The 14760-nt window shown below is 66.0% G+C and carries 11 protein-coding genes; 8 read left to right on the forward strand and 3 right to left on the reverse strand.

What is annotated here, in order from left to right; genetic code table 11:
* Positions 1 to 9: 9 nt before the first annotated feature.
* Entirely contained in the window at positions 10 to 2139 is a 2130-nt protein-coding gene (gene fusA, locus BDW41_RS03380; RefSeq protein WP_074546618.1) for an elongation factor G, read from the reverse strand.
* 382 nt (positions 2140 to 2521) lie between these two features.
* Between fusA and BDW41_RS03385 the strand changes: the two genes are divergently transcribed.
* From BDW41_RS03385 to BDW41_RS03405, 5 genes are all read left to right on the forward strand, one after another.
* Entirely contained in the window at positions 2522 to 4963 is a 2442-nt protein-coding gene (locus BDW41_RS03385) for a TonB-dependent receptor (RefSeq protein ID WP_074546622.1), read from the forward strand.
* A gap of 101 nt (positions 4964 to 5064) precedes the next feature.
* Positions 5065 to 5442, forward strand: a complete 378-nt coding sequence (locus tag BDW41_RS03390) for a conjugal transfer protein TraR (RefSeq protein WP_074546625.1) — start codon at positions 5065 to 5067, stop codon at positions 5440 to 5442.
* 59 nt (positions 5443 to 5501) lie between these two features.
* Positions 5502 to 5990, forward strand: coding sequence for a peptide-methionine (R)-S-oxide reductase MsrB (msrB, locus tag BDW41_RS03395; protein WP_074546627.1), 489 nt, complete (start codon positions 5502 to 5504; stop codon positions 5988 to 5990).
* A gap of 28 nt (positions 5991 to 6018) precedes the next feature.
* Positions 6019 to 7311, forward strand: coding sequence for an acetyl-CoA C-acyltransferase (locus tag BDW41_RS03400; protein ID WP_074546629.1), 1293 nt, complete (start codon positions 6019 to 6021; stop codon positions 7309 to 7311).
* Positions 7312 to 7367: 56 nt separating this feature from the next.
* A complete protein-coding gene (locus tag BDW41_RS03405) occupies positions 7368 to 8801 on the forward strand; it encodes an amidohydrolase family protein (RefSeq protein ID WP_074546631.1) in 1434 nt (477 codons plus the stop codon).
* A 45-nt stretch (positions 8802 to 8846) separates the two neighbouring features.
* Here the strand turns inward: BDW41_RS03405 and BDW41_RS03410 are convergent, their stop codons facing one another.
* Entirely contained in the window at positions 8847 to 10085 is a 1239-nt protein-coding gene (locus BDW41_RS03410) for a porin (protein ID WP_083337497.1), read from the reverse strand.
* A 217-nt stretch (positions 10086 to 10302) separates the two neighbouring features.
* Here BDW41_RS03410 and BDW41_RS03415 point away from each other — a divergent pair, with 217 nt between their 5' ends.
* Entirely contained in the window at positions 10303 to 12057 is a 1755-nt protein-coding gene (locus BDW41_RS03415) for an amidohydrolase (protein ID WP_074546634.1), read from the forward strand.
* A 10-nt stretch (positions 12058 to 12067) separates the two neighbouring features.
* Here BDW41_RS03415 and BDW41_RS03420 read toward each other — a convergent pair whose 3' ends face one another.
* Positions 12068 to 12913, reverse strand: a complete 846-nt coding sequence (locus BDW41_RS03420; RefSeq protein WP_074546636.1) for a hypothetical protein — start codon at positions 12911 to 12913, stop codon at positions 12068 to 12070.
* A 250-nt stretch (positions 12914 to 13163) separates the two neighbouring features.
* Here BDW41_RS03420 and BDW41_RS03425 point away from each other — a divergent pair, with 250 nt between their 5' ends.
* Positions 13164 to 13880 (forward strand): HAD family hydrolase, encoded by a 717-nt coding sequence (locus BDW41_RS03425; protein WP_074546639.1) that lies wholly within the window; start codon positions 13164 to 13166, stop codon positions 13878 to 13880.
* 31 nt (positions 13881 to 13911) lie between these two features.
* Complete coding sequence (locus BDW41_RS03430) at positions 13912 to 14733, forward strand: NAD-dependent protein deacetylase (protein ID WP_074546960.1); 822 nt, start codon at positions 13912 to 13914, stop codon at positions 14731 to 14733.
* Positions 14734 to 14760: the final 27 nt, after the last annotated feature.

The raw sequence follows: 14760 nt of genomic DNA on the forward strand, positions 1-14760 counted from the left end.
GCGCAGGCATTACTTCGCCTCTTTCTCCATCAGCGCATCGACCAGGTTGGACGGCACTTCCTCGTAGTGGTCGAACTCCATGGTGAAGGTGCCGCGGCCACGGGTAGCCGAACGCAGGAAGTTGATGTAGCCGAACATTTCCGCCAGCGGCACGAAGCCCTGCACGAACGACTGCGTGCCGCGCTGGCCTTGCTCGTTCACCGTGCCGCGCCGGCGGTTGATGTCACCGATGACGTCGCCCAGGTACTCGGGCTCCATCGACACTTCCAGCCGCATCACCGGCTCCAGCAGCTTGGGCTTGCTCAGCCGCTGCGCTTCGCGGAAGCACTGTCGCGTGGCGATCTCGAACGCCAGCGCGGACGAATCGACGTCGTGGAACTTGCCGTCGATCAGGCGCGCCTTGAAATCCACCACTTCATAGCCCGCCACCTGGCCTTCGCGCGACTCGATATCCACCGCGTGCTCCACCGCGGGGATGTACTCGCGCGGCACGCGGCCGCCGACCACTTCGTCGGAGAACACCACGCCGCCACCGGTCTCCAGCGGTTCGAAGATCATGGTGACCTCGGCGAACTGGCCCGAACCGCCGGACTGCTTCTTGTGCGTGTAGGTGTGCTCGACCGTGCGGCCAAAGGCCTCGCGGAAGCTCACCTTGGGCTTGCCCATGATCGCGTCCACGCCAAGCTCGGTGCGCATGCGGTCGATGGTCACTTCCAGGTGCAGCTCGCCCATGCCCTTGAGCACGGTCTGCCCGGTTTCCTTGTCCATCTCCAGCCGCAGCGAGGGATCGGCCTTCACCATCTTGTAGAGCGCGGACGAGAGCTTGTCGACGTCGTTGCGGCTCTTGGGTTCCACCGACACACTGATCACCGGGTCGGGGAAACGCATGCGTTCGAGCAGCGCGGGATGCGCCGGATCGCACAGCGAGTCGCCGGTTTCGGTTTCCTTGAGCGAGACGAAGGCGACGATGTCGCCGGCGCGCGCCTCCTCGATTTCCTTGGTGGCGTTCGCCTGCACCTCAACGATGCGGCCGATGCGCTCCTTCTTGCCGCGCGTGACGTTGAGCAAGGTATCGCCCTTGCTCACCACGCCCGAATAGATGCGGCAGAAGGTCAGCGCGCCGAAGGGGTCGTTGATCACCTTGAAGGCCAGCACGCGCGCCGGCGCGTCGTCCACCACGCCCTGCTCGCCGGTGACGTGGCCGTCTTCGTCCACCAGCGCGATACCGCCGTTCTCGCCCGGATACGGCAGATAGTCGATCACGCCGTCCAGCAGCTGCTGCACGCCCTTGTTGCGGTACGAGGAGCCACAGAACACCGGCACCAGCTTGCCCGACACGCAGCCCTTGCGGATGCATTCCTTCAGCGCCTTCGGGTCGAACTCGCCCGTTTCGATCAGGCGATCGAAAGCCTCGTCGTCCATGGCCAGCGCGTATTCCAGCGTTTCCTGGCGGAGCTTGGCCAGGTTGTCCACCCAGGCCTGGTCGCCGGCCGCGGAGAACTTCACGCGCCCGGCCACTTCGTCCAGCGGCACGGTGTCCCACGGGCTGTCCTTGTCGTCGCCCTTCCACAGATAGGCGACGCCGGCCACAAGATCAGCCATGCCGATGAATTCGTCATGGCTGCCCAGCGGCACCTGGCACAGCAGCGCGTTGGCGCCCAGGCGCTCGCGGATGCCCTTCACGCAGTGCTCGAAGTTGGCGCCCGTGCGGTCCATCTTGTTGACGTAGCACAGGCGCGGCACGTTGTACTGGTCGGCCAGGCGCCAGTTGGTCTCGGTCTGCGGCTCCACGCCCGCCACGCCATCGAACACGACCACGGCGCCGTCGAGCACGCGCAGGCTGCGGTTCACCTCGATGGTGAAGTCTACGTGGCCTGGCGTGTCGATCAGGTTGATCTGGTGGCCCTTCCACTCGGTGGACACGGCCGCGGACTGGATGGTGATGCCGCGCTTGCGTTCCTGCTCCAGGTAGTCGGTGGTGGTGGAACCCTTGCCGTCCTTGGTGTCGTGCACGTCGACGATCTGATGCTTCCTGCCCGTGTAGTACAGGATGCGCTCGGTCGTCGTGGTCTTGCCGGCATCGATGTGCGCAATGATGCCGATGTTGCGGTACAGCTGAAGCGACTTCTTACGTGCCATGGGTTCCGCCTTGGATAAGGGTGCATGCCAACCGGGCGCGCCTTGCGCGAGCTCGCCTTGCCCGGCGATGCGCCCAATATAGGGTCGTTCAGCCAAGCATCAATGTCGCGTGAAATCGTTTCAAATCAACCGCTAGCGCAAAAGCACGCCTGATCGGCCACGCGCCGCCCCGGCGCATGCTGTCGCGCAACTGTCGACCTTCGTCACAAACCGGCCACGCGTGGCATGCGCATGCTCATGCCGCCGCGTCATAAGCAGACAACCAAATGTCATTGGACAGGTTTGGACGTCTATACCGCTGTTGACTCGCGCCGACGAACACCCTTAGCCTGTGATTGCTGCACTGCGTCACTGCTTTTCTTTAGATTGGGGAAACCATCACATGCATAACAACGCCGTCGGCCTGAAGGCCGCGCCCAGCCTCCTCGCCCTTGCTCTTCTTTCCGTTCTCTCTCCGGCCTCCGCCCAGGACGCCACGCCCCCGCCCTCCACCGACAACGCCAAGAAGCTCGACACGGTGATCGTCACCGGCACCCGCGCGGACAACCGCACGGAGAGCAGCTCGCTCACGCCCATCGACGTGGTGTCGGCGCAGACGCTGAAGCAGACCGGCACCACCGAGCTCACCACCGCGCTCGCGCGCGTCATCCCCTCGCTGACCTTCCCGCGCCCTGCCGCCGCCGACACCGCCGATTCGCAGCGCCCTGCGCAGCTGCGCGGCCTGTCGCCGGACCAGGTGCTGGTGCTGGTGGACGGCAAGCGCTGGCATCCGGGCGCCATCCTGCTCACCAACGGCGTGCTCGGCCGCGGTTCGCAGGCGGTGGACCTCAACACCATTCCCATCGGCGCCATCGACCACATCGAGGTGCTGCGCGACGGTGCGTCCGCGCAGTACGGCTCCGACGCCATCGCCGGCGTGATCAACATCGTGCTCAAGAAGGGCGCGCAAGGCGGCGAGGTCGACCTGACCGGCGGCCAGTACTCCGCGGGCGATGGCCGCCAGTGGCAGGGTTCGGCCAACTTCGCGTTGCCGCTCAGCAACGACAAGGGCTGGATCCGCTTCACCCTGCAGGACGGCAACCAGGATTACACCAACCGCTCCGAGCCCAATCGCACGCGTCCGTGGGAAGGCACCACGCAGCGCTTCGGCGACCCGGCGGTGAAGGACCACAACCTGTTCGTGAACGCGCAGTTCGACCTGACGCCGAACGTGCAGCTCTATGCCTTCGGCCACTACAGCGACCGCAACACCACCTCGCCGGCCTTCTTCCGCAACCTGGCGAGCAGCAACTCGGTGCCGTCGTTGTATCCCAACGGCTATCTGCCGCTGGAACACGCCGACTCCACCGACCGCTCGCTGGTGGTGGGTATCCGCGGCAAGACGGAAAGCGGCTGGCGCTGGGACATCAGCGGCAACTACGGCGGCAACCGCGTGTCCTACGCCACCGAGAACAGCGTGAACCGCGCCTACCTGCACGACTTCGGCTACAGCCCCACCGAGTTCCACGACGGCATCCTCAAGGCCGCGCAGCAGTCGTTCGACGTGGACATCGCCAAGGAGTTCTCCACCAGCTGGCTGCCCAACCCGGTGACGCTGGCGTTCGGCGCGGAATACCTGCGCCAGACCTATTCCATCGACGCGGGCGACCTGACCTCGTGGTACACCGGCACCTCCGGCGTGTCCGGCGGCGCGCAGGGTTTCGGCGGCTACCAGCCTACCGACGCGGGCTCCTACAGCCGCCACGACGTGGCCGAATACGTCAGCCTGGAAACCAACCTGACCGATCGCTTCAGCACCTCGCTGTCGCTACGCCACGAGGACTACACCGACTTCGGCAATACCACCTCGGGTGCGCTCGCCGGCCGCTTCGACTTCACCGACCGCTTCGCCCTGCGCGGCAGCGCCTCCAGCGGCTTCCGCGCGCCGTCGCTGGCGCAGCAGCATTACTCGTATACCTCGTCGCTCTACTACGGCGCGGGCAATTCGCTGCATCTGCCGGCCGGCATCTACAACACCGGCCTGGTGCCGGTAAACAGCGAAATCGGCAGCCTGCTCGGCGCGCAGCCGCTGGAGCCCGAGAAGTCGCACAACTACACGCTGGGCGCGGTGTGGAACCCGGTCGACGCGCTCAACCTGAGCGTCGACATCTACCAGATCACCATCGACAACCGCATTACGCTCTCCAGCAACCTGGCGACCACCTCGCCCACCGTGCAGGCCTACCTGGCCGCCAACGGCGTGACCAACCTCAACTACAGCGGCATCGCCTACTTCACCAATGCGGTGAACACGCGCACGCGCGGTGTGGACCTGGTGGCCAGCTACCTGAGCGACTTCGGCGACGCCGGCTCGCTGCAGAGCACGCTGAGCTACAACTACAACAAGAACAAGGTCACCGACATCAAGGCCAACCCGGCCATCCTCAACCAGCTCGGCGTCAACCTCAAGCGCATCGACCGGCGCGACCAGTACGGCCTGCTGGCGGACACCACGCCGCGCAGCAAGCTCATCCTCAACGAGGTCTACAACCTGGGCCACTGGAGCTTCGACGGCACGGCCACGCGCTATGGCAGCTTCGTGTCCTACAACTCCACCACGGCGGCGCTGGACCAGACCTTCGGCGCGAAGTGGATCTTCGATTTCGCGGTGAACTACAACCTGGACCGCTGGACCTTCACCCTCGGCGGCGACAATGTGTTCAACACGTACCCCGATCGGGTAATCCCTGCCAACGACAACAATGGCACACTGCCGTACTCGGTGTTCTCGCCGTTCGGCTTCAATGGCGCCTATGTGTACGGCAAGGTGGCCTATCGCTGGTGAGTGCTCGCGCCGACCCGCCCCGGCGGGTCGGCGCCCTTCACCACGCGCGAACGAGCCGTGTGCGATAGCTCCGGGCATTCTTTCCTCACGGAGTCGCACCCATGACCGCAGCCCCCACCCTCACCCCTGAGTTCATCGCGCAGCAGCGCACGCGCCTGGAAGCCCTGCGCCGCCAGGTGCTGGGCGGCGAGCTGGACGTCAACGCGCGCAAGCGCGGCTTTACCGCGGAACACGGCGACGAAGCCGAAGAGTTCGAGGACGAGGCCCAGAGCCTGGCCCAGGAGGAAGTGCGCCAGGCGCAGCACGACGTGGACGAGCAGCGCGTGCACGACATCCTGCGTGCGCTGGAGAAGATCGACGAAGGCACCTACGGGCTGTCCGACGAAAGCGGCGACCCCATTCCCAAGGCGCGGCTGAAAGCTCGCCCCGAATCCGTGCTCACGGTGGAGGAAGAGGAGGCGCGCGAGCGCCAGCGCTGACCCCTTGAGCCGGACGCCATCGCCCCGACTATAGGTGTCGTTGCCGAGGAGATCACGCCGTGAGCCATCGCTCCACCTTCGACCTTTCCCCGCCTACCCCGCTGCAGTTCGACGCGCTCGCCGCGACGCTGAGCGCGGACGAGCGCGAGGTGCTGCTCGACCATGGCACCGAGTCGCCGTTCTGCGGCGTGCTGCTGACGGAAAAGCGCGCCGGCGTGTACTGCTGCCGGCTCTGCGGCCTGCCGCTGTTCCTGGCCGGCGCCAAGTTCGACAGCCGCACCGGCTGGCCCAGCTTCACCACGCCGTTCGACGACAGCCACCTCAACTACGTGCGCGACACCAGCTACGGCATGGTGCGCACCGAGATCCGCTGCGCGCGCTGCGGCAGCCACCAGGGCCACGTGTTCGACGACGGCCCGCCGCCGAGCCACCAGCGTTACTGCATCAACTCCGTGTCGCTCGAATTTGCCGCCGCCACCGACCCGCTGCCGGACAAACTCGGCCGCGGCGCGCCCGAAGGCGCGGTGTGGCAAGGCTTTCCCGGCTGAATCCCTCCCGCATCGCCAGGACACCTCCATGTCGCTGAAGTCACGTTACGGTCGTCCCGTCTGGCTGGCCTCCGGCCTGCGTACGCCTTTCGCCAAGGTGGACGGCGCGCTGGCCTCCTACGATGCCATCGCGCTGTCGGTGCCGGTGGTGCAGCGCATGCTGGCCAGCCTGCCCGAAGGCAAGCGGCCCGACTTCGCCGCCTGGGGCACGGTGGTGCCCAACCTCACCTGGAGCAACATCGCGCGCGAGGTACTGATGGACGCCGGCGCGCCGGCCACCATTCCGGCCTTCTCCACCATCATGGCCTGCTCGACCAGCATGATCGGCATGATCGAAGCGGCCGGCATGCTGGACGACGACAGCCTGCAACTCGCCCTGGTCGGCGGCGTGGATAGCCTGAGCCGCGTGCAGCTTGGCCTGCCGCAGCGCTTGTCCGACTGGATCCGCCAGTTCCAGAAGGCGCGCTCGGTGGGCGAGAAGGTGTCGCACGCGCTGTCGCTGAAGCTCGGCGACATCAGCCTGTACATCCCCGGCATCGTGAACCGCACGACGGGACTGAGCATGGGCGAGCACACCGAGATCACCGCCAAGGACTGGCACCTGCGCCGCGAGGACGAGGACGCCCTCGCGCTCGCCAGCCACCAGCACACGGTGGCGGCATGGAACAGCGGCTTCTTCGACGACCTGGTGATACCGGTGGGCGAGTTCCGCCGCGACAGCATTCCGCGCGCCGATACCTCGCTGGACAAGCTCGCCAAGCTTCCGCCCAGTTTCGACCGCACCAGCGGCGAGGGCACGCTCACCGCGGGCAACTCCTCGCCGCTGACCGACGGCGCCGCCGGCCTGTGGGTCGCCAGCGAGAAGGGGCTGGAGCGCATTCCCTCGCACGTGCCGCGTGTAAAGCTGGTGGACTGGGAAATCGCCGCCGTCGACTTCCGCGTCGAAGGCCTGCTGATGGCGCCCGCGTTCGCGATCCCCAAGCTGCTGGCCCGGCATGGCCTGCGCTACGACGACGTGGCCCTGTGGGAAATCCACGAAGCGTTCGCCGCGCAGGTGCTGTTCCATATGGCGGCACTGGAAAGCCGCGAATTCCTCACCCGCAAGGCCGGCGTGGACCGCGACTTCGGCCCCTTCCCGCGCGACCGCGTGAACCCCAACGGCGGCAGCCTCGCCATCGGCCACCCGTTCGGTGCCACCGGCGCGCGCATCCTGAGCCAGGCCGTGAAGGAACTGGCCGCCATGCCCGCCGGCACGCTGGGCATCGTCAGCATCTGCGCCGATGGCGGCCAGGGCACGGTGGCGTTGCTCGAGGCGGGTTGATCGCGCGGTCAGGCGGCTTCTAGGATGCTCCCCACGCCTGAGCCGGGGGAGCATCCATGACGTTGAAACGCACGCTTTTCGCCCTTTCCATGACGGTCCTGCTGGCCACGGCTTCCGTTGCGGCAACCGACAGCAAGCCGCCCACGGACAAGGATTTCATTGCCTACGACCAGCCGGTGATCGCCTTCACCCACGCCACCCTCGTCGACGGCACCGGCGCGAAGGCGATGCGCGACCAGACGCTGGTCATCGACAAGGGCCGCATCACCGCGCTCGGCAAGAGCAGCAAGGTGAAGGTGCCGCAGGACGCAAAGATCATCGACGCCCAGGGCAAGACGCTGATGCCCGGCTTCGTGATGGTGCACGAGCACATGTTCTATCCGGCCGGCGGCGTCGAATACAACGAGATGAGCTACAGCTTCCCGCGCCTGTACCTGGCCGGCGGCACCACTACCATGCGCACGGCGGGCTCGATGATGCCGTATGCCGACATCAACGTGCGCGACGCGATCAACGCCGGCAAGGTGATCGGCCCGGACATGGACGTGACCGGCCCCTACCTCAACGGCCCAGGCCTGCCGATTCCAGCCGTGCACGTGCTCAGCGGTCCGGACGATGCCGAGCGCACCGTGAACTACTGGGCCGATGAGGGCGTCACCTCGTACAAGGCCTACATGCAGATCACGCGGGATGAACTGAAGCGCGTGATCGACACGGCGCATGCACGCAAGGCCAAGGTTACGGCCCACCTCTGCTCGGTGACCTACCGCGAAGCGGTGGATATGGGCATCGACAACCTGGAGCACGGGTTCTTCGTGTCCAGCGATTTCGTGAAGGACAAGCAGCCGGACCAGTGCCCCAAGAGCCCCGCCGTATCCGACTCGCTGGCCGCGGTCGATGCAAAGTCCACCGACGTGAAGTCGCTGATGCGCGACATGATCGATCACCACGTGGCGCTCACTTCCACCCTGACCGTCTTTGAAACCTTCGTGCCCAACCGGCCCAAGGCACCCCAAGGCGCGTTGGACCTGATGCTTCCCGAGGTGCGCGCGCAATACGAGGCCTCGTGGAACAAGGTGCAGAACAGCAAGGGGCGCATGACGCCGGAGACCTACCTCAAGCTCGCCCGCATGGAAAAGCAATACGCCGACGCCGGCGGCCTGCTGCTGGCCGGCACCGACCCGACCGGCTACGGCGGCGTGGTGCCGGGCTATTCCGCCAAGCGCGAGATCGAATTGCTGGTGGAAGCCGGCTTCGGCTTCGAGCAGGCCGTGAAGGTCGCCACCTTCAACGGCGCGAAATATCTCGGCCGCGATGCCGACGTCGGCACGCTCGCCGTGGGCAAGCGCGCCGATCTTGTGGTGATCGATGGCGACCCGGCCAAGACCACCACCGACATCGAGCACATGTCGTATGTGTTCAAGAACGGCGTGGGCTACGACACGCAGAAGATCTTCGACGCCACGCACGACACCGTCGGCCTGCATTGACCGCACATCACTGGCGCTTCCGCACGGGAGCGCCAGCGATGCCCATCAGAAATAAACCTGCGCGCGCATTTCGAAGATATGCGGATCGACCTTCAGCCTGCCCTTGTCGCTGAAGGCCCACACGTAGTTGGTCTGCAGCTTGAGGTGTTCGCCCAGGTACCAGTTGGCGCCCACCGTCCAGTCGTGTTCCTTGCCGCCGGTGATGGCGCCGTCGTTGAGGTCCAGTTCGCTGTAGCGCATGGCCAGTTCCACCGCACCCCAGGCATGGGCGGGACGCACCGCCTGCAGGTCGCGTCCGTTGTATCGGCGGTCGGCCACGTTGCCGTCACTGTAGGCACGCGATTCGCCCGTCAGCGTCCAAGTGGTGAACACGTAGAAGCCGCTCACGTCGTAGTCGGGCTTGCCCTTGTAGCGATCGACCTGCGCCTGCAGGTATTCGCCCTGCAGCGACCATGGCCCTTCGATCCACAAGCCTTCGAACCCCTGGCGGCTCACGCTCTTACTGTAAGGCAGGCTGCCCGAATCCACCAGGCGCACCGGCGACAGGCCGTCCTCGGGGCGGGCACGCAGGCGCGCGGAGGGCGGCACCGTTCCGTTGTCCGCCCAGTCCAGCTTCTCCCTCGAGGCGGAAACGCCCAGGTGCAGCACCTTGCCCGGGGTGTTCAGCGGCATCCACGCGGCACGCCCGGCCCAGGTGCGGCCCGGGTTGTTGCCGTCGAAATCCTTGCGCCAGAAGTAATCGCCGACGTTGATGATGAAGTGCGGCCGCACCAGCGCCCAGTCGACGCCCGCACGACGCCCTTCCCAGACGGCCTGCGTGGGCAGCGCCGTTTCGATGAAGGTGGTGGCGGAGGTGCTGGTCACGCCTTCGAAGCCCACCGGCGTCTTGGAGTAACCGAAGCGGAAGTTGCCCACGTCCTCGCCGATCACCCCGCTGCTGCGGAAACGCACGAAGGCGTCGGCCCATTGCTTGGCCTGGAAATCGTATTGGGCGATGGCGTCGTAAACGCCAGGCTTGCGCAGGTACAGGCCGAAATAGCGGCGCCGGTTGGTCGCCGCGTCGTCGAATTTGCCGTTGTCGTGCGAGAAGCGGTTGATGTCGTACTGGTAGAGCACGGCCAGGCCGGCATCCGTGCCGTCGGACGCGGTGACATGCGTGGGCCAGTTGCCGTAGAAGTCATAGTTGTCTGCAAGGCTACACACCGGCCAGGCACACAGCAGCGCGCCCGCGGCAAGCGCACGGCGAAGGACAGGGGTGCTGTTTGCTGGCTTGGATCGTCGCATGGTCTCGCCTCCCAACGAGTGGATCGATGCTGTCCAATCACTGTCATGGCCGGAAATGACTTTTGCGCATATGCACATGCCTGCGTCCGCCTCGGCAGCGTGCGTGGAATCTATCGATCCAGGCACACCGGCGCCTGACCAGGCTGCTTGACGTCGCCTAAACACGCCAGCGCCTACACCTGCTTCCAGGGGCGGCTTGGCATCAAGGCGATACCCAATGGCTGTGTATCCGACGCTCATTGTGCATAACGCGAAGATCCACACGGGCGTCGCGCATCGGCCCGAGGTGCAGGCCCTGGCCGTCAACGGTCCGCGCATCGTCGCGGTGGGCACCAATGGGCAGATACGCTCGCTGGCGGGGCCTGCCACCGTCGTCATCGATGCGGGAAAACGCCGCGTCATCCCTGGCCTGATCGATGCCTGCCTGCCGCTGGTATCGACGGGTCTGGGCTACAACCAGCAGTTGCGCTGGGATGGCCTGCCGACGCTGGAACAGGCGCTGTATCTGCTGGCCGAGCAGGTGCGACACACACCACCGCCGCAATGGGTGTGCGTGATCGGCGGTTTCTGCGAGCACCAGTTCGCCGAACGCCGACTGCCGACGCTGGACGGACTGAACCGCATCGCGCCTTCCACGCCGGTCTATATCCAGCACCTGCAGGATCGCGCCCTGCTCAATGCCGCCGCGCTGGCCGCCTGCGGCTATGACGCGAGGACGCCCGACCCGCCGCACGGCCATATCGACTGGGACGCCAGCGGTCTGCCGACCGGCCTGCTAGTCGCTACACACGGTACGGAAGTGTTCCAGCAGGCGCTTGCCCATGCGCCTGCACTGCCGAACGAGTACCGGATCAACAGCACGCGCCAGTTCATGCGCGAGTTGAATCGGCTCGGCATCACCAGCGTCATCGATCCAGGCTCGCCCTCACTGCACTACCCGGCCGACTACGCCGTGCTTGAGGAACTGGCGCAGCACCACCTGCTGACCGTGCGCGTGGCCTATCACCTTGCCGCGCACACGCCAGGCGCGGAAGTGGCCGATTACCTGCACTGGTCCGCCATCCACCGTTACCGCGACGGCGACGAGACGCTGCGCTTCAATGGCGCGGGCAACGTGCTTGTCCATGCCATGGAGGACGGCGCGAATTTCCGCCAGCCACCGCCTGACATTGCCGCGCAGGCGGCGGCCGATCTTGAGGACGTACTCGGCCGGCTGGTTGCCCGCAACTGGCCGTGGCGCCTGCACGCCAGCTACGGCGAAACCGTCGCCATGGCGCTCGATGCGCTCGAGCGCGTGAACGCACGGATGCCGTTGCAGGCCCTGCGCTGGTTTATCGACGGTGCGGAGACCATCGGCGATCACAACATCGCACGCATGGCGCGGCTGGGCGGCGGCACGTGCGTGCAGCCGAACATGGCCTATCAGGGCGAATATGTCGTCGAGCGGCACGGCGAACAGGTGGCCGCGCACACGCCTCCGCTACGCGCCCTGCTCGATGCCGGGTTGCCGGTCGGCGTGGGCTCCGGAGCAACCGAGCGGACGAGCATGGACCCCTGGGTCACGTTGTACTGGCTGGTCACCGGCCGCACGCTGGGCGGCACGACGCTGTACCCGGCCGAACACCGACTGGATCGCGCCACGGCGCTCGCGGTGCATACGCGGGGCAATACCTGGTTCTCGCGCGAGGAAGGCAGCAAGGGGCAGATCGACGTCAGCCAACTGGCGGATTTCGCCGTGCTCACGCACGACTTTTTCGAGGTGCCGGACGAGGACATCCGCCATATCGCCGCGACGCTCACTGTGATGGATGGCCGCATCGTTTTCGCAGATGGCGATTTCCGTGCGCTCGACGCTCCGCCGCCCACGCCCTTGCCGAACTGGTCGCCCGCGCACCATGGCTACGGCGTGTGGCGGCCGCCCGTCGCCGAGCCGGCCGCTGCACGCGTTCCCGCACGCAGCGGCAACCGTTGAACATCCCGCCTCAGAAACGCAGGCGCGCAAACAGCGACGGTCCTTTCAATCGCATGTCCAGGTTCGCCTGGTACGAAGGGTGGTTCTGGTCCAGTCGAATGCGCGTGTAGTCGTACTCGGCGCCGATGCCAAGGTTCTCGATGGGGAACCACTCCAGGCCCAGCGCCGCGTTGTAGATATGGCCTGCCAGCTTGCCGCCGTTCTTCTTCACGCCATAGGCATCGGCATAGATGCGCAGGTTATGCGAGAACGCATGGCGCCAGCCCAGCTGGAGCACCGGCGCCCACGCGGTCTCATGGGTGCTGGCCACCGCATCGCCGGTATAGCCGTCGATACTCGCGCGCCCTTCCACCCGCGCCTTCACGCCGTAGTAGGCGGCGCCGATGCCCAGGCCGAAGACATCGCTGCCGGTGCCGAACCACCAGCGATACGAAGCACTGCCGAAGTTGAAGTTCAGCTTGCCGTCCACGCGCGCCGACGCGGGGAAGCTCACGCCGTCGTAACCGATATCGCTGCTGATCGAGCGGCTATGCGTGCGGTCGATACCGAAAAAGTCGAACGAAAAGCCCTGATGGTCGCCGATCAGGAAATCCAGCCTGGCCCGCGGCACGGTCTTGTGCTCGCGAAAACCCAGATCGTCTTCCAGGCTGAAGTGGCCGGTGTAGCCGCTGATGAGGCCGCTGCGACCGGTGGCGCCGATCCGGGTCTGCGTATCGGAATAGAACCCGCCCAGCCACAGGCTGACGCGATCGAGCGCCGGCGATGGATCGGCATGCGCGGGGGCGCTGCCGAATGCAGCGAGGGCAAGCAAGGCACAGGATGCGGAAAACAAGGCTTTTTTCTGCGGTCCGATCATGAAAGGTCTCCCTGGGCAGTGACCCGCACGGTAGGCAGACAAATGTCGAGATCCGGTCCCCGCGAAGTGACCGTGGCGGCAAAACGAAAGCCTGCAGTCATCTATGTCGGCAACGCCTGCGCGGTTTGTTGACGGCGAGCGCACATGGCGTGCGCGCGGCGTCCCGAGGGCTCCAACGTCAAGGCCTGGTGTTTTCTGGGAAAATGCCCCCATATGACCGCCAGGGCGGGCAAGGCAAACGGATAGACACGTGATTGATTTGATTGGCTTCGACGGCGACGACACGCTGTGGCACAGCGAGGGTTATTACCAGTCGGCGCACGGCGAGTTCGAGCGCATCATCGGCACATACGTCGACCTGGCCGACGTGCAGGTGCATGACCGCCTGCTGGCCACCGAGCGGCGCAACATCAAGCTGTTCGGCTATGGCGCCAAGGGCATGACGCTGTCCATGCTGGAGTCGGCCATCGACATCACCGGGCAGCGCATCAGCGCCACGGACCTGCATCGCATCATCGAGCTGGGCAAGCAGGTGCTGGCGCATCCGGTGGACCTGCTGCCGGGCATCCGCGCGGCGGTGGAGGCGGTGGCGCAGCATCATCGCGTGGTGCTGATCACCAAGGGCGACCTGTTCCATCAGGAACAAAAGGTCGCCAGCAGCGGCTTGGCGGACCTGTTCCATCGCATCGAGATCGTCTCGGAGAAAGACGAGCGGGCCTACCGCACCGTGCTCGATGAATTCCAGCTCTCTCCCGCGCGCTTCGCCATGGTGGGCAATTCGCTGCGTTCGGATATCGCGCCCGTGGTGGAAATGGGCGGCTGGGGCGTGTACATGCCCTACCACGTGACCTGGGCGCACGAAACCGACACGGATTTCGTCGATCACGCGTCGCGCGTCATCCAAGTGGAAGGCCCGGGCGGCATCGCCGGCGCCATCGAGGAACTGCAAGCCCGTGCAGCAGCCTGACGCCACCCTGGTCGAATCGGCCATCGAGCCCCTGCGCGATATCGCGCTGGACCGCGAACGCCTGCGCGAATTCATCGAGGCGCATCCGCGGCTCTTCGTGCTGACGGGTGCGGGCTGCAGCACGGACTCGGGCATTCCCGACTACCGCGACGCCAACGGCGGCTGGAAACGTCCGCAGCCGGTGACCTATCAGGCGTTCATGGGCGAAAAAGCCACGCGGCAGCGTTACTGGGCACGCAGCCTGGTGGGTTGGCGCCGCTTCGGCCGCGCGCTGCCCAACGCCACGCATCACGCCCTGGTGAAGCTGGAACAGCAGGGCCGCCTCACCGCCCTGCTTACCCAGAACGTCGACGGGCTCCACCAGGCGGCGGGACATCGCCAGGTGATCGACCTGCATGGGCGGCTGAACGAGGTGCGTTGCATGGGTTGCGAGGTGCGCCTGCCGCGCGACACCTTCCAGCAGGTCCTGGTCGAGCTCAATCCCGACTGGGCGATGCTCGATGCGGGCGACGCGCCGGATGGCGACGCCGATCTGGACGGCCGCGATTTCTCCGCCTTCGAAGTGCCGCCCTGCCCGCGCTGCGGCGGCATCCTGAAACCCGACGTGGTGTTCTTCGGCGAAAACGTACCCCGCGATCGCGTTGACGCGGCCATCACATCACTGAACAACACGGACGCCATGCTTGTGGTCGGCTCTTCGCTGATGGTCTTTTCCGGCTACCGCTTTGCCGCCGCGGCTGCTCGCATGGGCAAGCCCATCGCCGCCGTGAACATGGGCAAGACGCGGGCCGACCCGCTGCTCAGCCTGAAGATCGAACAATCTTGCGCCCAAGCACTGGCCTTCCTGTCATGAGCGCGCGGCGGGGCATCACTCGCGCAT

Source organism: Dyella sp. AtDHG13, assembly GCF_003201105.1.
Taxonomy (GTDB): domain Bacteria; phylum Pseudomonadota; class Gammaproteobacteria; order Xanthomonadales; family Rhodanobacteraceae; genus Dyella; species Dyella jiangningensis_B.

Bases quoted from the DNA above. Each gene is read 5' to 3' on its own strand.
- BDW41_RS03410 (WP_083337497.1), bottom strand. From the start codon at position 10,085: ATGCGACGATCCAAGCCAGCAAACAGCACCCCTGTCCTTCGCCGTGCG.
- BDW41_RS03405 (WP_074546631.1), top strand. From the start codon at position 7,368: ATGACGTTGAAACGCACGCTTTTCGCCCTTTCCATGACGGTCCTGCTG.
- BDW41_RS03420 (WP_074546636.1), bottom strand. From the start codon at position 12,913: ATGATCGGACCGCAGAAAAAAGCCTTGTTTTCCGCATCCTGTGCCTTG.
- BDW41_RS03385 (WP_074546622.1), top strand. From the start codon at position 2,522: ATGCATAACAACGCCGTCGGCCTGAAGGCCGCGCCCAGCCTCCTCGCC.
- fusA (WP_074546618.1), bottom strand. From the start codon at position 2,139: ATGGCACGTAAGAAGTCGCTTCAGCTGTACCGCAACATCGGCATCATT.
- BDW41_RS03415 (WP_074546634.1), top strand. From the start codon at position 10,303: ATGGCTGTGTATCCGACGCTCATTGTGCATAACGCGAAGATCCACACG.
- BDW41_RS03400 (WP_074546629.1), top strand. From the start codon at position 6,019: ATGTCGCTGAAGTCACGTTACGGTCGTCCCGTCTGGCTGGCCTCCGGC.
- BDW41_RS03390 (WP_074546625.1), top strand. From the start codon at position 5,065: ATGACCGCAGCCCCCACCCTCACCCCTGAGTTCATCGCGCAGCAGCGC.